Raw genomic sequence first — 21397 nt, forward strand, 5'->3', positions numbered from 1 at the left:
AGTCGACGACGTCAGAATCAGAGCAGCGGGGCCAAGTCACCGCGTTCGCCGATAACGACTTCGTCGAGTTCGAGCCAGTCGGCCATTTCGCGCAGCGCCCCGCGCAATGCCTGGGCGGTCTCCGCGGTGGCGTAGCCGGGTTCGGCGAACGCGGCGGGGGCGAGTAGCCGGCCGGTGGCTCGTTCGGCGCGCAGATCCACCCGGCCGACGAGCTTGCCGTCGACGAGCAGCGGGAAGACGTAATAGCCGTGCACCCGTTTGGGTTCGGGGGTGTAGATCTCGATCCGGTAGTGGAAGTCGAAGACCCGCTGGGTGCGCGGGCGGAAGAAGATCAGCGGATCGAACGGGCACAGCAATGCGGTCCCGGTGATCCGGCGCGGGGTGGCGGCTTCCGGGTGCAGGTAGGCGGGCGCGTCCCAGCCGTCGACGTCGACCGGCAGTAGTTCGCCCGCGTCGACCAGTTCGGCGATCGCCGGGGTGCTCTGGCGCCGGGCCAGCCGGTAGTAGTCGCGCAGGTCGGCCTCGGTGCCGATGCCGAGGGCCCGGCCTGCCCGGCGGATCAGCTCGCGCACGGCGTCGTCCTCGCCGATCTCCCGGTCGAGCACATCGGCCGGAACGACCCGTTCGGTGAGGTCGTAGTGACGGGCGAACCCGACCCGGCGCGCGGTGGACAGCTCGCCCGCGGCGAAGAGCTGCTCACAGATCATCTTGGTGTCGCTCAGGTTCCACCAGGTCCCCTTCGGACGCGGCTTGTCCAGCTCCAGATGACGTTCGATCTCCCCCGCGCTCGCCGCACCCACCTCGGTCACGACATCGAGAATGTCCTTGCCCAGGGTCGGATTGCGTTCGACGACCTTGCGCATTCCCGACCAGCGCCCGTGTCGGTACTCCGCCATCCGCCAGCGCATCAGCGGCCAGTCGGCGACCGGGATCAGCGCGGCCTCGTGTGCCCAGTACTCCACCAGCCCGCGCCGGGCCTTCGCGCTGTCGCTCCAGGCGGCGCCGTCGAGCAGGCCGCGATCGTAGGGGCCGATCCGGCTGAACACCGGCGCGTAGTGCGCGCGCACCACCGCCGACACCGAATCCAGTTGCAGCAGACGAGTTCTGGCGACGACATCGAGTACGGCCCGACGCTTGGGGTTGGTCGGCCTGCGCTTGCCGAAGCCCTGCGCGGCCAGTGCCGTTCGACGGGCCTGCGCCGCATTCATCCGCTGCATTGCCTGAGCCTGACACAGGGGTCCGACAAGTTATCGGCGCTCAGGTGGAGACCCGAACTTCGCCCGCGGTATCGATCTCGGTCCGTCGGTCCCCGCCCGGCGCGGCAGCCAGCACGGTCGCCACCCAGCGCCTGCCGACCGGCAGGACCCGTACGGTCACCGAGCCCGCTCCCGCCATCTCGAGTTCGCCGACCGCGGCCTCGATCACATTGTGGCGCACCCATTCCGGCACACCGCGGAAGCCGCCGTCGTCGAGCAGGGTGACCTCGACCCCGCGCGATCGGGCCCCGCGCGCCGCGGCGCTGAGCCGGTCGGTGACCAGCTGCGGGGCCCGAAGACCGTCGCGCAGTTCGGCTTCGAGCAGCCTGCACTGCTCACGTTCGGTGTCGGTGAGTTCGATCCCCGCGGCGATGCGGGCGAGCAGTGGCCCCGCCACCCGGTCGAGGGCCCCCAGCTGACGATCACGTTCGGCGTTGGCCGCGGCCAGCGCGGCCTCGGTCGCCGCCCGGCGGTTGGCCTCGCTGCGCAGTTCCCGCAGCGACCGCTGGGTGGGTCGAATGATCGACATGAACACCGTCACCGCGCCCACTGTGGCGATCGGGGTCAGCGCGCGCACCACGGTTTCGGCATGCCAGGCGGTGAACACGCCCAGCGTGATCAGCACCGTCGCGGCGGCGGCCACGCCGAGCCAGGCCGCCATTATCCGCCCGCGCAGCACCAATATCGCCAGCAGATACGACGTGGGATAGGCGGTCCACAGCTGGTGCGAGAACCCCGACGCACTCTCGAGCCACGGCACGGTCAGCGCCATCGCCGCAGGCCCCGCGCACGCCACGAAGATCGTGGCGGGCCACGGCAGCGGATCCACCGGGAATACCAGCACCACCAGCGCCGCCACGGTCATCAGCACCAGCGCGCCGAACGCGGCCGCCGGCGGCGCGATATCGAAATTCACCCGCAGATACATCACGATGGTGGCTTCGAAGATCACCACGAACAGCCACGCCGTGCCGTCGCTGAGGCCGAACAGGTCGCGCATCGCGAACGGCAGATCACGCTCGACCATCAACTACCCCACACCAGAGTCACCACGGTCCCCGCGCCCGGAGCCGATTCCACGAACGCCGCGCCACCGGCGAGCGCGCGCATCCGGCCCAGGATGCTGCCTGCGATCCCCATCCGATCGGCCGACACCCGCGCCGGGTCGAACCCGGCGCCGTCGTCGGAGAGCACCACCCGGATCCCCCCGGTGGCGATCGTGACCGCCACACCGCGCCGCACCGTCCGGCCCGCGACGTCGGCGTGGCGCAAGCTGTTGCGCACCGCCTCCGAGAGCGCGGCTCCGAGCACCTGTGCGGCCTCGATCGGCAGGCACAGATCAGCCGCGCGCCGCGAGGACACCTGCACCGGGATCTCGGACTCCACCTCGCGCACCGCCTCGCGCAGGAATTCGATCGCCGCGGCGGCGTCGAGGTGCTCGATCTCGGGCGCGGTCCGCGACTGCTCGAGCTGTTCGAGGGTGCGCGCGGCCTGGTTGCGCAGCACCGACGAGGACTGCTGCGCACGCGAGGCTTCCAGCAGCGTCGAGAGCACCGCGTCGTGGATGAGTGCCGCGAAACGCGCCCCCTCGCGTTCCCTGGCCGCCGTCGCCGCGACCGCCGCCGCCCGGCTGCGCTGCCGAACAGCTTCCCGGTCGACACGTTCGGCGGCGGCGCGCGCGTACACCACACACCACAGGAACAGTGCTGCCACGCCGAGCGCCCTGGTGATGTCGCCGAACATCGCCCACAGCGAAATGCCCGGCACGACAAGGGCATTCGACACACTGGTCGCCACCGCGAGCACGGCCCCGAATCCGGCCGCACCGTGCCGCGGCCACGCGAGCCCCGCGGCCATCACACCCACGGCCAGCCCGCGATAGGGCCAGGACGCGAACGAACCGATGTGCACCACCGAATACACCAGCGGCGTCGCCACGGTGGCCGCGAGATAACACACTGCGGCGGCGGCGGCGGTGCGCCGGATCCCGTAGGCGGGGCCACGCGCCGACACGATCGCCAGCACCCCGAACATCAGATACGCCGACACCAGATGCAGTTCCGGCCAGATCGACTGGTTGACGGGCTGAACCACCACCGCGGGCAGTTCCAGCACCATCACGATCATGGCGCCGGTCCCGATCACCAGCCCGAGCCTGCGCAGGATCTGTTCGGTCGCCGCCCGCGAGAGTTCGGCGTCGCCGACCGGTGCGGGCGCCGTCGCGACCGCGAGATCACTCACGTGCGCTGCTGCCTCTCCGGCACGGGCAGCCACCCGTCCTCGACGGCCCGTTTGTACAGATCGGTCTTGGTCGGGGCCGGCCTGCCCGCGTCGGAGTATTTCTGCCGGATGCGGCCCAGGTAGTCGTTGACGGTCTGCTCCGACAACCCGGTCAGCCGGGCCACCCGCGAGGCCTTCTCCCCCGAGGCGTACAGCATCAGCACTTCCTCCTGACGCGGGCTGAGCCCGACATCGGAGAGCTTCGGATCACCGTCGATGGCGGCGGCCCAGTCGGTGGTCACCACCTGCTCCCCTGACGCGGCCCGGCGCACCGCCGCGACCACCGTCGCCACACTCTCGGACTTGCGCAGCACCCCGAGCACGCCCGCTTTGGCGGCGGAGCGGACCAGAAAGGCGTTGTCGGCGCCGGTGAAGACCAGCACCTCGATGCCGCGTTCGCGCAGTGCGGTGACATTGTCCTCGGGCGTCGACCCGTCGGGCAGACGCAGGTCGAGAACGACGAGATCGAGGTCGGTGGTCTCGGCGAGCAGCCCGGCGACCGATTCCGCCACCGCCACCAGTTCCAGATCGGGTTCGGGACCGAGCATGGCCGCCAACCCGATCGCCACGGACTCGTGGTCCTCCACCAGACCGACCCGTGCCATCGTGCGCGTCTGTTCCAACTCGCTCACCGACCACTCCCCATCTTCGAACACCCACCGCGGCCAGCCCGCAACACGTCGGCCTCGAGTTCTACCGCATCCCGAGCCCGCGTGTCAGCCCACCAAAATTCGGGGCGGACCCGATTCAGTCCATCAGACCGGCGGCGACGGTCGCGCCGAGCTCCCAGCATTTCTCCAGATCAGCCTTGCTCGGCGGTCCCGAGACCACGACCGCCGCGGCGGCACGCTGCCAGCCCAGCCCGGTGGTGATCCGCTCCACGCTGCTCTCGGCGCCTTCGGTGCCCTCGTTGCCGTGCAGGAAGAGGCCATACGGACGGCCGCCGGTCGAGTCGAGGCACGGGTAGTAGATCGTGTCGAACGCGTGTTTGAGCGCGCCACTCATGTAGCCGAGGTTGGCCGGGGTGCCGAGCAGGTATCCGTCGGCTTCGAGCACGTCGACGGCGGTGACCGCGAGCGCGGCCCGGCGCACCACCTCGACCCCCTCGATCTCCGGGTCGCTCGCCCCGGCGAGGACCGCTTCGAACATCGCCTGGGTATGCGGCGACGGGGTGTGGTGGATGATCAGCAACCGGGCCATGGGCTCGCTACTCTCCTGGGTCGCGTTCCAGTTTTTCCAGTGCCACCGCGCGGCGCATGGTGTCGCGGGCGCGGCCGCGGTCGCCGGCGTAGTCGTAGGCGCGGGCGAGCCGGTAGGAGGAGCGCCAGTTGTCCGGGTCGGCTTCCCACTCGGTCTTGATCTGGGCGAACAGGGCGTCGGCCGCGTCGCGTTCGATCCGGCCGGAGGGTCGACGCGGCAGTGCCGAGGTGTCGACCTCGAGGCCCTCCTCGTGGATCCGCCGGGCCAGCCGTTGATGATCGAACGCCGCGCTCAAGGTCGCCCACAGGATCCAGATACCGACAATGGGCAGCAGCAGCATCCCGATGCCGATCGCGATACCCGCGAACGTGCCGTCGGCGATGTAGGCGATGGCGAGCCCGCCGAGCCGGACGAAGTAGAACAGCAGCGCGACAACCAGAAATGCCACGACCGCAACGGTTCTCATGACCTGCCGACCAGGTCGCTGCGCGTCGGAGGTACTCACAGATCCAGGAACGGGTCGAGCCCGACGGTCAGACCCGGCCGCCCCGCGATCTCGCGCACCCCGAGCAGCACACCCGGCGCGAACGAGGACCGGTCGATGGAGTCGTGGCGGATGGTCAAGGTCTCACCCTGCGTACCGAACAGCACCTCCTGGTGGGCGACGAGCCCGGCCAGGCGCACCGAATGCACCCGCACACCGTCGACGTCGGCGCCGCGCGCACCCTCGAGTTCCGCAGTGGTGGCATCGGGGCTGATCCCGACGCCGGCCTCGGCGCGGGCCGCGGCGATCACCGCGGCGGTGCGGTAGGCGGTGCCCGATGGCGCGTCGGCCTTGTTCGGGTGGTGCAGCTCGATGACCTCGACCGAGTCGAAGAACCGCGCCGCCTGCTCGGCGAAACGCATCGACAGTACGGCGCCGATGGCGAAGTTCGGCGCGATCAGCACCCCCACCTCGGGCTGCTGCGCGAGCTGCCCACGGACCTCGGCGAGGCGGGCCTCGTCGAAGCCGGTGGTGCCGACGACCGCGTGGATGCCGTTCTCGATCAGGAACTTCAGGTTGCCCATCACCACATCGGGGTGGGTGAAATCGACGACCACCTGGGTGCCGTTCTCGGTGAACGTCTCGAGCGCGTCACCCTTGTCGACCTGCGCCACCAGCTCCAGATCGGGCGCCGCCTCCACCGCCGCGCAGATCGCCTGCCCGACCTTGCCGCGTGCTCCGAGCACTCCGACCCGAATGGTCACCGCATCTCCTCGTCCTCGACTCAGCTTGCTCGTGGCAGCCTATCGAGCACCCGACCCGACCGCGGCGCCGACCTCACACCATCCGGCTCGCCGAGGTGTCAGTCGAAGACGATGACCTGCCGCAGGGCCGCACCCGCCGCGAGATCGTCCATGGCCTGGTTCACCTGGTCGAGTCCGATACGGGCCGAGACCAGCCGCTCCAACGGCAGCTTGCCCGCACGCCACATCCGCACATATTCGGGGATGTCACGGGCGGGGACAGCGGAGCCCAGGTAGCTGCCGATGATGGTGCGGCCCTGCGCGACCAGCGCCAGTGGCGAGATCGCGGCGGTGGCGGTCGGCGCGGGCAGGCCGACCGTCACGGTGACACCACCGGGTGCTGTTGCGGCGACGGCGGTTTCGAACGCGCGTACGTTGCCGGCGGCTTCGATCACCACCTCGGCCACCACACCCCGCTCGGCTACTTCGGCCGGCGTGCAGGCCGAAGTAGCACCGAATTCCCTTGCGAGCGCCAGCTTTTCGGGGACCGTATCGACGGCGATCACCTCACCGAGACCGAGCGAGACCGCGACGAGCACGGCCGCCATCCCCACCCCGCCGAGGCCGACCACCATGATCCGGTCTCCCGCACCGGGTTTCGCCGCATTGAGCAGCGCACCGCCGCCGGTGAGCACCGCGCAACCGAGCACCGCCGCCACCTCGGGCGGCACATCGTCGTCGACCGGCACCACCGAACGCCGGTCCACCACCGCGTGCGTGGCGAAGCCGGAGACGCCGAGGTGGTGCTGCACCTGCTCGCCGTCGCGGGTGAGCCGTCGCCCGCCGCCGAGCAGTTCGCCCGCGTTGTTGGCCACGCTGCCCGGACCGCACGGCGTGCGCCCGTTGCTCGCACAGCCAGGGCAGTCACCGCAGCGCGGCAGGAACGTCATCACGACCCGCTGCCCGAGCGTCACATCGGTGACACCGGCGCCCATCGATTCGACGATGCCCGCGGCTTCGTGGCCGAGCAGCATCGGTACCGGGCGCACCCGATTGCCGTCCACCACCGACAGATCCGAATGGCACAGCCCGGCCGCTTCGATCCGTACGAGCAATTCGCCCGGACCCGGTTCGGCCAATTCCAGGTCGCACACGGTGATCGGCTGCGAATCGGCGAACGGCGCCGGGTCGGCGATCCGTTCCAGAACGGCTCCACGAATCCTCATGCTCGCGACGCTACCGCGAGAGCCCTTTACAGATTCCGGGATCTGTCGCTAACCTCGATCTCGGTGATGGTGCTCCTGTCGGCCACCTCCGAGCCCAGGGTCGGTGCCATCACAAAACAAGGAGAAATCCACTGTCAGTGCAGTTCAATCACACCATTGTCGGATGTCGCGATAATCGGGAGACCGCCGAGTTCTGGGCGGACATCCTCGGGTTGGACATAGGAAAAGAGTGGGGGCCGTTCATTCCGATCGCCCTCGATCACGGCGCGGCCTTCGATTTCGCCAAGGTTCCGCCCTTCATTTCCGAGATCCAGCCACAGCACTACGCGTTCCTGGTCTCGGAGGCCGAGTTCGACGCGGCCTACGCCAAGATCCAGCGCTACAAGCTGGACCATTGGGCCGACCCCCAGAAACACGGGGTCAACGAGATCAATCACAACGACGGCGGTCGCGGCGTCTATTTCCTCGACCCCAACGGCCACTTCCTGGAACTGATCACCGTTCCATACGGCGGTTGGCCCGAGTAATCACCCAGGTCGGTCCCGCTTTCCGCGGGACCGGCCTGCGTGTCACGCCGTTTTCGTGGCAGCCCTGGTCCCGCGCAGACCCAGCAGCGCGGCGCCGACACACGCCACCGAGACGCCCACGATGAACCAGGGGAACACCGTGGTGAGTCCCCAGGTCGTCGCCGCCCAGCCCGCTGCCAACGTCGGCAATGCCATCGCCGAATAGGCCAGCAGATAGAACGCCGACATGGTCTCGCCACGGCGATGCGGCGGAACGACTTCGGACAGGTGCCGCAACGAGCCACCGAAACCGAGACCGAAGGTGGCGCCGAGCACCAGACCCGCGAGAATCACTACCGCAGGCTCTTTCGTGGCCAGCGCCGGAATAGTCGCGAGTAGCGCCGCCGCCATGCCGAGGTCGCCGATCACCGCGGCGCGACGGGCCGGAACGCGGGTGGCCAGCAACTGCGCCAGCGCGCCTGCCAGCGCGGTGCTCGCGACGACAACGCCACCGAACACCAGGTTGTGCACGCCGGTTTCGGCCGCGGCCAGCGACGGATACAGCGACAGCAGCACACCGAGCACCGACCAGGCGGCCATCACGCCGATCGCGGAGAACCAGAAGTCAGCTCTGATCTCGTGCGGGACAGACGGTTTCGTGATGGTGATGCGTGCCTTCACCCGAGTGGTGTGCGGTTCACGAAGGGCGAGAATGCCTGCCCCCGCGGCCACACAGATGACTGTGATCACCACATACGGCGTGCGCAACGGCGATGGCGCGTACTGCGCGAGCACCGCGGTGCCGAGAACGGCGATCGCGATGCCGACGTTGAACGCCACCCCGCTGAGCTGCCCGGACCGCGCTCCACGCTCGGGCCGCAGATCCAGCAGCGCCGCGGCGCCGGCGACGACGGTGGCCCCGACTGCCGTGCCATGCAATGCCCTGGCCAGCAACAACATCGGCACCGAGTCAGCGAGCAGGAAGACGACCAGTCCGAGGATCATGGTGGCGAAGGCGCCGATCATCACCGGCTTGCGGCCCACCACGTCGGAGATCCGCCCGGAGACCAGCACCGCACCGAGCGCCGCGAAGGCATAGACGGCGAAAACCATGGTCGTGGTCAGCGGCGACAGGTGCCACTCGGTCTCATAGATCCCGTAGAGCGGAGCGGGCGCCCCGGAAACCCCGAGCGCCACCGCGCTCGCGGCCAGGACGAGCCCGTACGCCCAGCGCTGCCCGGCCTCGACCGGCACCATCGTTGTCGCTGCCACAGCGGCCCCCATCAGCAGAGTTTGATCACATCGAACGAGACTCAGGCTACGCCGAGTATGATGACTATCAAACCCCCGAGTGAGGTAACTCATGACACAGGCTAAAGATCTCGCCCCGGCGCCGACCATGCCCGTCGCCGCGCTCCCCACCGTCCTCGGCGCCCTGCACGACCCCGTCCGCCTGGAAATGGTCCGGCGCCTGAGCAACGCGGCCGCCCCCATCCGCTGCGCGGCCCTCTACGACGCGATCAATAAATCCACCGCGACGCACCACTTCAAGATCCTGCGCGAAGCGGGCCTGATCGAGCGCCTGACCATCGACGGCCAGACCTTCCAAAACCTGCGCGCCGACGCCATCGAGCACGCCCTGCCCGGCCTACTCCCCTCGATCGTCGACGCCGCCAACCAAGCCGATGCCTCGCCTGCTCGCTAGCGTTCGGTCGTCGGTGGCGGCACCGTCGTGCTCGGCAGTGGCCGGTTCGGCGTCTGCAATAGCCGAGTCGGAAGCGTCGGAAGCGGACGACGTGTAGTCGTCGACGTCGACGTCGCGGGTTTGTCCACCAGGTCCCGCCCGCGCGTTTCCCCGTGGACGATCTCGCCGCCACCCCACCACACCGCACCACCCGAGCCACCCATCATGGCGAGAATGATCAGCACGATCACCAGGGTCGGCCACGACCGACGGTAGTTGCGCCTGTCGCGCCAGCCCGCGATCGCCGCCTCGACCAGCAGCGTGAGAACGACCACGCCGACAATCGCGACCAGCGCACCGAACACCGCGGGCTGACGAGCCCAGCCGCGCAGGAACGCCACCACAATCACCAACGGCACCACGAACAAGACGAGCACGAAGATCTGAAATCCCGCGAAATCCTCACCGTCGTCAGGGTCGGGGTCATCGCGCCCGGGCCGCATCCACGCCGTGAACAGCAGCAGATGCCCGAAGGCCGCACCGAGCACCCCCAGTACCAGCACAATGCCGCCGAGCCGAACCAGCGCGACGAATTCCGAGCGCATCGCGATCGCACCCAGGTCCACCAGCACCGCCGACAATGCCACCGCGGCCAGCGCGACCACCGCCCGCGGCCGCATCACCCTGGCTCGCAGGTATCCGGGAGGTAGTTGCTTGCGCAGCTTGCGAAACACCCCGTACCAGGCGAGCGGCAACGCGAAGAACATCATCGGCGCCAGCACCCGCAACGCGATCGCCGGCAGCCACATCGCCAGTGCCGCATAGCATCCCGCGAACGCCCACACCCATGCGGCCAGGCGCAGCAGCGCACGCCAGTGCACCTCGGCGAGCAGCCGACCGGCCTGGCGATCGGTAGGCACGTTCGCGAGCAGACCGCGCAGTGTCGCGATCGCGGCTGCGCGGCCGCCCTCGACGCCGCCGACCGCAAATTCGGCGCGTGCTTGCATGCCGAGCAGGCCGACGTGGGTCGGGTCGATGGCCAGTCCGGCGGCGACGTGGCGCTCGGCCGCGGGGCTGTCGGACAGCCGCTTATAGGTCTGTGCCGCCGAGAAGTGAACCTGCGCGTCGTTGGGCGCAAGCGCCGTCGCGTGGGCCGACGCCGCGCGCGCCTGCTCCGGGTCGCGCCGCGGACCGCTACTGTGCAGCCAGGCCAGCAGCAGTGCCGTCGCCGCGTCGTGCGGGCGCAGCCGGGCCGCGGTGTGGCCGTGTTCGCGCGCCAGATCCCAGTTGTCGAGCATCGCGTACGCCAGCGCCACCGTGTGGTGCGCCCCGGACGAATCAGGATTCGCGCGCAGGGCCTGTCCCGCTAAGCGCAGCGTGTCGTCATATTCGTCGAGTTCGTAGGCGATATCCGCGAGCGCGACGAGCAGGTACGGATCCTCTGGCGCATTGAGCAGCGCCGTTCCGAGAATCTGCCGCGCCTCCTCGATCCGCCCGATCTCCTGGGCCACGCGTGCCCGCTCGAGCGCCACCTGCACCGGCATAACTGAACCCCTCCCCCTGTGCGCTATCCGAATTCACCGTACCGGCTTTGGATCTGATGCCCAGGCGCCCGAGCACACCACAGCACTGCGTCAGACGCGGACCAGCCGGCCGACGCGTCGCCGCCGTCGACCGCGGTCCCAGGTGCCACGCTCGGTCCGCGAGACCGGCATCCCCACGCACCCACCCCGAGGAAGGGACTGCCAGGCCGGACACCGGTCGCCGTTCACGAGCACCATGACGACCGAGTCCGGCCGAATTGCTCAGCGTTCGACGAGCTTTCGTACCGAGGCCGGAAGGTCACGGGTGCGCTGGTACGGGCCCGAGACCGCCGCACCGTAAGGACGGGCGAGCAGAGTGCGGGCGATTTCGCTGACTTCGTCGGTGGTGACGGCGTTGATGCGGGCCAGAGTCGCCGAGACGCTGCGGTGGTTGCCGTAGCTGAGTTCGCTGCGGCCGATTCGGTTCATCCGGGATGCCGAGTCCTCGAGGCCGAGTACCAGTCCGCCGCGCAAAGAGCCTTTGGCCCTGGCACATTCGGCGTCGGTGACACCGTTGGCCGCGATCTCGTCGAGCACGTCACGCGCCAACGTGGTGACCTGTCCGAGGTTTTCGGGCTGGCAGCCGAGCGAGACCGAGAACGAGCCGGTGTCGGCGAAGGTGTCAACGCTCGAGTACACCGAGTAGGCCAGGCCGCGCTCTTCCCGAATACGTTGGAACAGACGGGAACTCAGACCCCCGCCGACGATCGTGTTGAGGATCGACAGCGGCCAGCGCTGCTGGCCTTCGTGCCTGCCGAATGCCCGCACGCCGAAGGCGAGGTGGGTCTGTTCACTGTCGCGATTGATCCTGATCAGACCGGGCGCGCCTTGCGCGCGGAACTTCCCCTCGCGCCGCGGCGCGGGTTCGGCGGCGGTGTCGAGATGCGGCCCGAACGCACGGTGCACCAGCTCCACGACACGCTCGTGCTCCACATTGCCCGCCACCGCGACCACCATGCGCTCGGGCCGGTAGCGGCGCTGATGGAAGCCGCGCAGCTGTGCGGCCTGCATGTTCTCGATGGATTCGACGCTGCCGATCACCGGGCGCCCGATGGGGTGGTCGCCGAACATGGCGGTGAGGAAGGAGTCAGCAACCAGGTCTTCGGGGTCGTCGTCGCGCATCGCGATCTCTTCCAGGACCACCTGACGCTCCACATCGACGTCGACCGCGCGGCACAGACCGTTGAGCACCACGTCGGAGACGAGGTCGACCGCCAGTGGCAGGTCCTCGTCGATGACGTGGGCGTAGTAGCAGGTCTGTTCCTTGGCGGTGAACGCGTTGAGTTCGCCGCCGACCGCGTCCATGGACTGCGCGATGTCGAGGGCGGTACGCGTCGGTGTCGCCTTGAACAGCAGGTGTTCGAGGAAGTGCGCGGCGCCTGCCACGGTGGGGCCCTCATCGCGCGAACCGACCCCTACCCACACCCCGATGGAGGCGGAGCGCACGCCGGGCACGTGTTCGGTGACCACGCGCAGGCCACCGGGCAGCACGGTGCGGCGCACCCCACCGTCGGTGGAGACATCATCAGCGGATTCGGAATTCGATTCGGTCAACTTCGGCTCTGTCACCCGATCCCCCATTGCGGCGTCTACATCGGACGCGGTATCCGATTCGGTCAACTTCGGCTCTGTCACCCGATCCCCGATAGCGGCGTCTACATCGGACGCGGTTTCCGATTCTGTCAGCTTCGACGTCGTCACCCGATCCCACCGGACGGCTGTTCTGGCATGGTTCCTCGACCTCTCGAACGGGAGCTGGCGACGTGCGCGGAAATGCCTCATTGTGCAGGCAGTAGGCACGAAGGCCGACTCCGCGATTCTATGCGCCCATCGCCCCCGCCCGCGCATCGGCCCTCGTCGTCGGGTTCTCGCTCGCGAACCCACGGGCACCGGATCCGGACCCGTCGAGAACGTCCGCGATCCGGGCGAGCGCCGCTTCACCCGCCATCGCCCAGTGCGTGGCGTCGATCCCGTGCCGGTGGACTGTGCCCTCGACCGCGGTGGCCCAACTCGCCGCGCCCCGCGATCCGCTGGGATCGTCGACGGTGGCCGCGAAGTAGACGAGGTCGCCGTCGAAGGGCCGTGGACGATAGTCGTCGACCATCCGCATCGAGGCGGTGGCGGCGTCGATGATGCGGGCGATGCGGGCGCGGTCGAGTGCGGCCAGCGGTCCGCCGATACCCGCGGCCGCGGCGGCGAGACCGTCGGTGTCGAAGGCGAGATCGTCACCGGCCAGGCCGCCGAGCAGGTCGCCGACAGTGGGCATCGGAGTCTGTTCGGGTCCGTCGCCGAGCCAGCTGTCCATCATGGCCAGCTGCGCCACCTGCTCGCCACCGGCTTGCAAGCCGGTGGCGACGGCGTGGGCCAGTAACCCACCCAGCGACCAGCCGAGCAGGTGATACGGCCCCTGCGGCTGCACTGCGCGGATGGCGGCGATGTAGCGCTGCGCCCAGGCATCGATGGTGCCGGGCAGCGGTTCGTCGGCGGTGAGGGCAGGCGACTGCAACCCGTAGATCGGGCGCTGCGGGTCGAGGTGGCGGGTGAGTCCGGCGAACGACCAGGACACACCGCCCACCGGGTGGATACAGAACAGTGGTGCGCCGGTGCCGCCCGCACGCAGCGGTAGCAGTACCGCGAACGCGTCGTCGCTCGAATCATCTTCGGCGCGTAGCCGTTCCACGACGACAGCGGGCGTGGGGCCGGTGAAGAACCACGCCACCGGCACCGCACTGCCCAGCGCTTCACTCAGTCGCGAGGACAGCTGGACCGCGGTGAGCGAGTTGCCGCCGAGGTCGAAGAAGTTGTCGTCCATGCCGATTCGGTCCAGTCCGAGCACGCCGGCGAACGCGCCGGCCACGAGTTGCTCGGTCGCGGTGATCGGCGCCCGATAGGTGGCTTGGCGAAGTTCCGGGCGCGGGAGGGCGCCACGATCGAGTTTGCCGGAGGCGTTGACCGGCAACGCGTCCAGCTCGAGCACCACCGCGGGCACCAGATAGCCGGGTAATTCCACGGCAAGCGCCGCACGCAGCGCTGCCGCATCGAGGAACGAACCGCCCTGCGCCACCGTGAAATCGGCAGCTCCAGCACTCGCACCGGCCGCCATACCGGCAGCTCGAGCGCTCGGATCGGCAGCAGCACCAGCAGCAGCGTCAGCGGCACGACCAACCGCACCGACAATGCCGCTCGGGTTGTCATCGGCACCGGCACGCTCGAACTCCTCGCAACGCGATGCGACGACGTAGGCGACGAGCCGATCCGCGCCGACCCCGGACACTACGGCGGCCGCGGCCTGCGCGACCCCCGGTTGCCGCTGGAGTGCGGCTTCGACTTCGCCCAGCTCGATGCGCTGCCCGTTGAGCTTCACCTGCAGATCGGCGCGACCGACGTATTCCAGTGCGGGAGTGCCCCTTCCACGCAGTCGGACGAGGTCGCCGGTGCGGTACATCCGCGCACCGACCGCTCCGAACGGATCGGACACGAACCGCTCAGCGGTGAGTTCGGCCGACCCCACATACCCGTGCGCGAGCTGTGCACCGCCGACATACAGTTCGCCGGTGACCCCCGGCAGCACCGGCCGCAGCCGGGCATCGAGCACATAGAGCCCGGTATTCCACACGGGTGCACCGATCGGCACCGTGACGAGGTCGTCGTCGGTCACCACGTGACTGCTCACCTGCACCGCGGTCTCGGTGGGCCCGTACAGGTTCACCACCTTCGCCCCCATCAGCGCCCGCACCTGCTGTGCCAGCGCAGCGGGCAACGCCTCGCCACCCGCGAAGACCCGACGCAGTGAATCACCCACGAAGTCGTCGGCGAGCCGCGACCGGGTTGCGCCTTGCTCTGCCGCTCCTGCGAGCGGTCCTCCTCCGACGTCACCTCGGTCAGCGGTGAACGCTCGGCCCGCGGTAGCGGACGCGTTCCGATCGGCGCGTGCCTGCACCAGGTGCGCGACGTACGCCGCGAGCAAGGTCGGCGCGAATTGCACTGTGTCGATGCGGTGTTCGGTGATCAGCGCGGCCAGGTAGGCCGGATCGCCGTGGCCGCCGGGGCGGGCGATGACCGTCCGGGCGCCGACCCGCTGCGGCAGCAGTAGTTCCCAGATCGAGGCGTCGAAGGTCGTCGGTGTCTTGTGCAGCACGGTGTCACCGGCGGCGAATCCGAAACGCTGTGCCAGCCAATCGAGTTGGTTGACGATCGCACGATGTGGGACGCCGACGCCCTTGGGCAGGCCGGTCGATCCGGACGTGAAGATCACGTACGCGGTGTGCTCCGGCAGCAGCGGGTGCACTCGCTCGGCGTCGCTGATCGGTCCCGCCGAGTAGGCGGTGAGGTCCACCGTGTCGAGCGAAACCACATCGAACCCGCGCAGCGGGAGCTCGGCGCCATCGCGGCCGGTGGTGAGCACGCAGGCCGGTTGTGCGATCCGCAGAATCCGGGTGACGCGCTCGGCCGGATGATCGGGATCGACAGGCACATAGGTGCCACCCGCCGCCAGCACCGCGTACACCCCGACGAGCAGCTCTGCCGACCGGCGCACGGCCACCGCCACCGCGGAATCCGGCCCGACACCGTGTTCGATCAGATGACGAGCGAGCCGGTTCACCCGCCCCGCGAATTCGGCGTAGGTGAGAACAGTGTCGCCGTCGATGAGCGCGACGGCATCCGGTGTCGCGGCGGCCTGGCGATCGAACGCCGCGGGCAGAACGCCGACCGTATCGGACTGACCCGGCAGTGTCATCACGTCCGGTGCCGCGGCGAGCTGACGGCCGGACTCCGCTGTGCCGCGCTGGGCGGCGGAGCCATCGATGAGCGGGTCCGATGCCGCAGCGATCCCGGACGTGCGACCCGGCTCCTCAGTGTCACACCACCTTTCGAGAGTTCGCCGGTCGTCGTCGGTGATCAGGTCGATATCGGCGACGATGCCCCCGGGGTCTGCCGTCACCGCGTCGAGCATCCGCACGTAGCCGTCGGCGATGCGGGTGGCTGTCTCGGCGTCGAACAGGTCGGTGGCGTAGGTCAGGCTCACCGCGCAGCCACCGTCGGCGATGTCGGCGAGCACCAGGTCCAGGTCGAACTTGGCGATGGCGGCGTCGGCCGCCATTCCGGTCACGGTGAGGTCGGGCAGGACCACCTCGACCGGGCTCGCGGCCAGGTTCTGGAATGCCAGCATCACCTGGAACAGCGGGCTGTGCGCGGTCGAACGTTTCGGATCGAGCACGTCGACGAGCCGCTCGAACGGCACCTCCGCGTTCTCGAAGGCATCCAGGTCCACCCGCCTGGTCTCGCGCAGCAGCGCGGAGAACGTGGCGGCCGGATCGACCGCGGTTCGCAATACCAGCGTGTTGACGAACATGCCGACGAGATCGTCGAGTGCCTGCTCACCGCGACCCGCCACCGGGGTACCGATCGCGATGTCGCCGGTCCCACTCAGTCGTGCGAGTAGCGCGGCCAGCGCGGCGTGGGCGACCATGAACTCGCTGACGTCGGCGCGACGAGCCACCTGCGCCACCCGCTGCCAAACAGACTGCGGTACAACAGCGTCAACACTGGCACCACGGTGCGATGCGACCGCCGGACGTGGCCGGTCGACGGGGAGTTCGAGCAGCCCGGGCAGCCCGGCCAGTTCGCTGCGCCAGAATCGCAGCTGCCGTGCGGCGACCGACTCGGCGTCGTCCTCGCTACCCAGCACCGCACGCTGCCACAGCGTGTAATCGGCGTACTGGACTTCCAGTGGCGCCCAACCGGGTTCGGTGCCGCCACGACGGGCGAGGTAGGCGGCGGTGGTGTCGCGCAGCAGCGGCCCGGCGGAGAATCCGTCGGCACTGATGTGATGGATCACCACGACGAGCACCACTTCGTCTGTGGCACAGCGCAGTACGCGCACCCGCACGGGCGGTGCGACGGTGACATCGAATCCACGCCCGATCTCGGCCGCGACGATCGCCGGTACCGCGATCGGATCGACGGTCTCCACCACCGGTGCCGGCACGAACTCCCACACCGCCTGGTGCCCGATCCCGTCGATCGCGGGGTAGGCCGTGCGCAGCACCTCGTGCCGGTCGAGCACATCGGTGACCGCGGCGGCCAGCGCGCCTGCGTCGACATCGCCGGTGAGCCGCACCGCGATCGGGATGTTGTAGGCGGCGGATTCGGGATCGAGGCGATTGAGCAGCCACATGCGCTGCTGGGCCGCCGACAGCGGAATCCGTGCCGGTCGTTCGCCTGATATCAGCGCGATCCCCGCGCCACTGCCTGCCCACGCCGCGAGCACGGCTGCCAGGTCGACCACGGTGGTCGCTTCGAACAGGGTCCGCACCGGCACCCGGGTCGACAATGCCGCGCCGAGCCGGGCGGCGACCCTGGTCGCGATGAGCGAGTTGCCGCCGAGTTCGAAGAAGTCGTCGTCGAGCCCGACCTGCTCGCGACCGAGTACCGCACCGAACACCTCGGCCACTGCCCGTTGCACGGCACTGACCGGGGCCCGGAACGGCCTGGCCACGAATTCCGGTGCGGGCAGAGCTTTCCGGTCGAGCTTGCCGGAGGTGTTGAGCGGAAAGGCGTGGAGCACGACGATCACCGACGGCACCATGTACGACGGCAACACCGCGCCAACGGCAGACCGCAGGGCAGCCGGATCCAGCTCGACGCCCGGCGTCGGCACCGCGTAGCCGACGAGCCGATCACCGGTCGCGCTCGGCGAGACCACCGCGGCCGCCTGACTGACCCCGTCCAAGCCCTGCAACGCGGTCTCGATCTCCCCGAGCTCGATGCGCTGACCACGGAACTTCACCTGGAAGTCGATGCGCGCCAGGTAGACCAGCACGCCGTCACGAGTCCAGCGCACGAGGTCGCCGGTCCGATACATGCGGGCACCCGCCGTCCCCGCGGCGGCGAAGGGGTCGGCGACGAAGCGATCCGCCGACAGGTCGGGCCGACCGAGGTAGCCGCGAGCCAACTGCGCACCGGCCAGATACAGCTCACCGGCGACACCAGGAGCCACCGGTCGCAACCGCTCGTCGAGCACATAGACCCTGGTGTTCCACTCGGGCACGCCGATCGGCACGGTCTGCCCGGTCGCGCCGTCGGCGGGCCAGGCGGTGACCGACACGGCGGCTTCGGTGGGACCGTACAGGTTGTGCACGGACGCAGGCGATTTCACGCGGAGCGCGCCCACTGTCTCCGGGGTGAGCGCCTCACCGATAGCGAAGACCAGCCGCAGACTCCGCAGCTGATCGGCCTCGGCGTGCGCGGCGAACATCGCCAGCATCGACGGCACGAAGTCGACGACGGTGATCCGCTGCGCGGCAACGAGTTCGGCGAGGTACCGCGGGTCGCGATGACCATCCGGGGACGCGAGCACCAGCGTCGCACCCGCCGCGAGCGGTGCGAAGAAGCCCCACACCGACAGATCGAATCCGGCCGCCGATTTCTGGAGGTACACATCGTCGCCGTCGAGTCCATACTGCGCGATCAGCCAGGCGATCTGGTTGCGAACTCCGGCATGGCTCATCGCCACACCCTTGGGCCTGCCGGTCGATCCGGAGGTGAACAGCACGTAGGCGAGGTTCGAATCCCGTAGGGGGGCGCGGAGTTCGGACTCTGTGACCGGTAGACCTGAATAGCGGGCAGTATCAGCGCCATCGAGCACGACGACCCTGGTCGGCGAGCCAACCGACGAAGCACCTGCCGCGGTCTCGACGACGTCATCGACTTCCCGGATCGGCGATCCCTCATCGCTCCCGATCGCCGAGAACGGTGACCCGAACGAATCGGCCGCGGGCTCCGAATCGGATTCGGCGACAACTGGAGCCGGGGTGACGACGTATCCGGATTCGGCAGGTGAGCCGCTTGCCGGTGCCCGTCCGTCGAATTCGTCCTCGGCGGTGGTGAGGAGCAGGTGCGGTCGCGCGGTGTCGAGGACCTGGGCAATGCGGTCTGCCGGGTGGTCCGGGTCGATCGGCACATACGCGCCGCCCGCGGTGATGACCGCGTACATGGCCACGACCAGCGCGGTGGAGCGCCGGATGGCGAGCGCGACCAGCACATCAGGGCCGACACCCTCGTCGATCAGCTGCCGGGCCAGACGGTTGACCTGGGTGTCGAGTTCCGTGTACGTCAGTTCCGTGCCCTCGAAAACGAGCGCGGTCGCTGCGGGGCTGGCCCGGACCTGGGCCCGGAACGGCGTGAGTAGCGTTGCGGTGCTGTCGATCTCGTGGGTGGTGGCGTTCCACTCGGTGAGGATGCGGGTGCGCTCCGCGGGTTCGAGCACATCCACGGCGTCCAGTGGTGTGTGCGGTGCCGCGGCGACGGCGGTGAGCAGCCGTTCCAGGCGGGCACCGATCGTCGTGGCGGTCTCGGCGTCGAACACGTCGTGCGCGAAGGTGAGCGCGCCCGTGACACCGACGGCCGTCCCGTCGGCCGCGTACTCGTCGCTGACGATGAGGTGCAGATCGAATTGCGACAGCTCGTTGTCGGTATCCAGTCCCGACACGGTGATCCCGGGCAGCGTCAGTTCGGCCCGCTCGAAGTTCTGGAACGAGAAGCCGACCTGGAACAGCGGATGCCGGGCGGTGGAGCGGGTCGGATCGAGCACCTCGACGAGGCGTTCGAACGGCACCTCGGCATTGGCGTACACCGCGAGGTCGGTCGCGCGCTGGCGAATCAGCAACTGCCGGAACGACTCTCCCGCGCGCAGGCGGGTACGGAAGACCAGCGTGTTGACGAACATGCCGATCAGGTCTTCGAGTGCGGCCTCGCCACGCCCGGCGACCGGCGTACCGACCGTGATGTCGGAGCTGCCCGAGAGCCGACCGAGCAGGGCGGCGAACGCGGTGTGCACGACCATGAACAGCGTGGCCCCGGATTCCCTGGCCAACGCGCTGAGCCGGGCGTGTGTGCCCGCGTCCAGGGTTATCGGCACTGTCCCACCGGCGAGTGTGCGTACTGCCGGGCGCGGCCGGTCCAATGGCAACGCCAGCTCATCGGGTAGATCGGCGAGTTCGCCGCGCCAGAAGTCGAGCTGGCGGGCCGCCACCGATTCGGGATCGGCTTCGTCGCCGAGCACCGCGCGCTGCCACAGTGCGTAGTCGGCGTACTGCACCGGCAGTGGCGTCCACCGCGGTGCGGCACCCTCGCGACGCGCGAGATAGGCCGTCATCAGGTCACGCACCAGCGGCGGCATCGACGAACCGTCGGCGCTGATGTGGTGCACCACCATGGCCAGCACCGCCTCGTCGGCGCTGATCCGGTACAGCACCACCTGCCACGGCACACCCGCGGTGACATCGAAGGTGGTGGCAGCCAGTGCTGTCACCGCCTCGAGAATCTCGTCCGCGTCGACATCGCGAACCCGCAGTGCGACACCGGCTTCGGCGGTGGACAGGATCCGTTGCTCCGGTCCGTCGGCGGTCTCGGGGTAGAAGGTCCGCAGCACTTCGTGCCGACCGACGAGATCATCCACCGCGGCGGCGAGCGCGTCCAGGTCGAGCACGCCACTGAGCCGGACCGCGATCGGCACGTTGTACCCGGCCGAATCGGGATCGAACCGATTGAGGAACCACATACGCTGCTGGGCGGGCGAGAGCGGAATCGAAGCAGGCCGCTCCCCCGCAACCAGGGCCAGCCGGGCCACGCCGCCGTCGGCATCGAGCGCGGCAGCCAACGCGGCAACGACCGGTGTCTCGAAGATCCGCGCCACGGGCACCTGCCGGTTCAACGCGGCCCCGAGTCGCGCGGCAACCCGGGTAGCGATCAGCGAGTTGCCGCCGAGATCGAAGAAGTCGTCGTCGGCACCGACCGGTTCGGCACCGAGCACGTCGGCGACAACCGCGGCCACCAACCGCTCCAACGGTGTCGCCGGAGCACGGAACTCGCGTGCGACCACCTCCGGCGCAGGCAGCGCCCGCCGATCGAGCTTGCCGGAGGCATTGACCGGGAACTCACCGACAACAACGAACGCACTCGGCACCATGTAGGCCGGAAGCGCTTGCTGCAGGGCGACTTTCACCATGTCGAGGTCGAACGCCGAGCCGTCGCTTACGACACCACGGCGCACGACGGCGGCTGTGGCAGCGGCTGTGCCAGCGTCAGCGCCAGTGCCAGTGCCAGTGCCAGCGGCAGCGGCAGTGCCAGCGGCAGTGGCAGTGGCAGCGGCAGTGCCAGCGGCAGTGGCAGCGGCAGTGGCAGCGGCAGCGGCAGCGGCAGCGGCAGCGGCAGCGGCAGCGGCAGCGGCAGCGGCAGCGGCAGTGGCAGCGGCAGTGGCAGCGGCAGCGGCAGCGGCAGAGGCAGCGGCAGCGGCAGCGGCAGCGGCAGCGGCAGCGGCAGCGGCAGCGGCAGCGGCAGCGGCAGTGCCAGCGGCAGCGGCAGCGGCAGCGGCAGCGGCAGCGGCAGCGGCAGCGGCAGTGCCAGTGGCAGCGGCAGCGGCAGTGGCAGCGGC

The 21397-nt window shown here is 69.4% G+C and carries 15 protein-coding genes; 2 read left to right on the forward strand and 13 right to left on the reverse strand.

The genetic code is table 11. The annotated features are described in order from the left end of the window. Window positions 1-17: 17 nt before the first annotated feature. From ACFXKN_RS21120 to ACFXKN_RS21155, 8 genes are all read right to left on the reverse strand, one after another. Entirely contained in the window at window positions 18-1217 is a 1200-nt protein-coding gene (locus tag ACFXKN_RS21120) for a winged helix-turn-helix domain-containing protein (RefSeq protein ID WP_379433651.1), read from the reverse strand. A gap of 40 nt (window positions 1218-1257) precedes the next feature. After that, window positions 1258-2283: a hypothetical protein gene (locus ACFXKN_RS21125; RefSeq protein WP_378944353.1), complete on the reverse strand. Its 1026-nt coding sequence runs from the start codon at window positions 2281-2283 to the stop codon at window positions 1258-1260. After that, window positions 2283-3497, reverse strand: coding sequence for a sensor histidine kinase (locus tag ACFXKN_RS21130; protein WP_379433652.1), 1215 nt, complete (start codon window positions 3495-3497; stop codon window positions 2283-2285). Before ACFXKN_RS21130 ends, ACFXKN_RS21125 begins: the two co-directional genes overlap by 1 nt. Then, a complete protein-coding gene (locus ACFXKN_RS21135) occupies window positions 3494-4141 on the reverse strand; it encodes a response regulator (protein ID WP_378946157.1) in 648 nt (215 codons plus the stop codon). Before ACFXKN_RS21135 ends, ACFXKN_RS21130 begins: the two co-directional genes overlap by 4 nt. A 142-nt stretch (window positions 4142-4283) precedes the next feature. Then, entirely contained in the window at window positions 4284-4736 is a 453-nt protein-coding gene (locus ACFXKN_RS21140; protein ID WP_379433653.1) for a flavodoxin family protein, read from the reverse strand. A gap of 7 nt (window positions 4737-4743) precedes the next feature. Beyond that, window positions 4744-5202 carry a hypothetical protein gene (locus tag ACFXKN_RS21145; RefSeq protein ID WP_378944341.1) on the reverse strand — a complete coding sequence of 153 codons (459 nt, stop codon included), beginning with the start codon at window positions 5200-5202 and terminating at the stop codon, window positions 4744-4746. A gap of 35 nt (window positions 5203-5237) precedes the next feature. After that, window positions 5238-5984, reverse strand: coding sequence for a 4-hydroxy-tetrahydrodipicolinate reductase (gene dapB / locus ACFXKN_RS21150; protein WP_378944336.1), 747 nt, complete (start codon window positions 5982-5984; stop codon window positions 5238-5240). 98 nt (window positions 5985-6082) lie between these two features. Next, window positions 6083-7189 (reverse strand): alcohol dehydrogenase catalytic domain-containing protein, encoded by a 1107-nt coding sequence (locus ACFXKN_RS21155; RefSeq protein ID WP_379433654.1) that lies wholly within the window; start codon window positions 7187-7189, stop codon window positions 6083-6085. A gap of 131 nt (window positions 7190-7320) precedes the next feature. Between ACFXKN_RS21155 and ACFXKN_RS21160 the strand changes: the two genes are divergently transcribed. After that, the gene (locus ACFXKN_RS21160; protein ID WP_379433665.1) at window positions 7321-7716 is read left to right on the forward strand and encodes a VOC family protein; all 396 of its coding nucleotides are present in this window, start codon (window positions 7321-7323) and stop codon (window positions 7714-7716) included. Window positions 7717-7758: 42 nt separating this feature from the next. On the opposite strand, the gene ACFXKN_RS21165 is transcribed toward ACFXKN_RS21160, so the two are convergent. Further along, on the reverse strand, window positions 7759-8979 hold the full coding sequence (locus tag ACFXKN_RS21165) for an MFS transporter (RefSeq protein WP_379433655.1): 1221 nt from the start codon (window positions 8977-8979) through the stop codon (window positions 7759-7761). Between the two features lie 79 nt (window positions 8980-9058). Between ACFXKN_RS21165 and ACFXKN_RS21170 the strand changes: the two genes are divergently transcribed. Next, complete coding sequence (locus ACFXKN_RS21170; protein WP_378944330.1) at window positions 9059-9400, forward strand: ArsR/SmtB family transcription factor; 342 nt, start codon at window positions 9059-9061, stop codon at window positions 9398-9400. On the opposite strand, the gene ACFXKN_RS21175 is transcribed toward ACFXKN_RS21170, so the two are convergent. The 4 genes from ACFXKN_RS21175 to ACFXKN_RS21190 form a co-directional block, all read right to left on the reverse strand. Beyond that, window positions 9397-10923, reverse strand: coding sequence for a tetratricopeptide repeat protein (locus ACFXKN_RS21175; RefSeq protein WP_379433656.1), 1527 nt, complete (start codon window positions 10921-10923; stop codon window positions 9397-9399). The genes ACFXKN_RS21170 and ACFXKN_RS21175 overlap by 4 nt on opposite strands. 261 nt (window positions 10924-11184) lie before the next feature. After that, complete coding sequence (locus ACFXKN_RS21180; RefSeq protein ID WP_378944324.1) at window positions 11185-12543, reverse strand: M16 family metallopeptidase; 1359 nt, start codon at window positions 12541-12543, stop codon at window positions 11185-11187. A 238-nt stretch (window positions 12544-12781) separates the two neighbouring features. Then, window positions 12782-21016 carry an amino acid adenylation domain-containing protein gene (locus tag ACFXKN_RS21185; RefSeq protein WP_379433657.1) on the reverse strand — a complete coding sequence of 2745 codons (8235 nt, stop codon included), beginning with the start codon at window positions 21014-21016 and terminating at the stop codon, window positions 12782-12784. Next, a partial coding sequence (locus ACFXKN_RS21190) for a hypothetical protein (protein ID WP_379433658.1) occupies window positions 20998-21397 on the reverse strand: 400 nt, incomplete at its 5' end. The genes ACFXKN_RS21185 and ACFXKN_RS21190, both read right to left, overlap by 19 nt.

Origin of the sequence: Nocardia sp. NPDC059195, assembly GCF_042754695.1 — a bacterium.
GTDB lineage: Bacteria > Actinomycetota > Actinomycetes > Mycobacteriales > Mycobacteriaceae > Nocardia.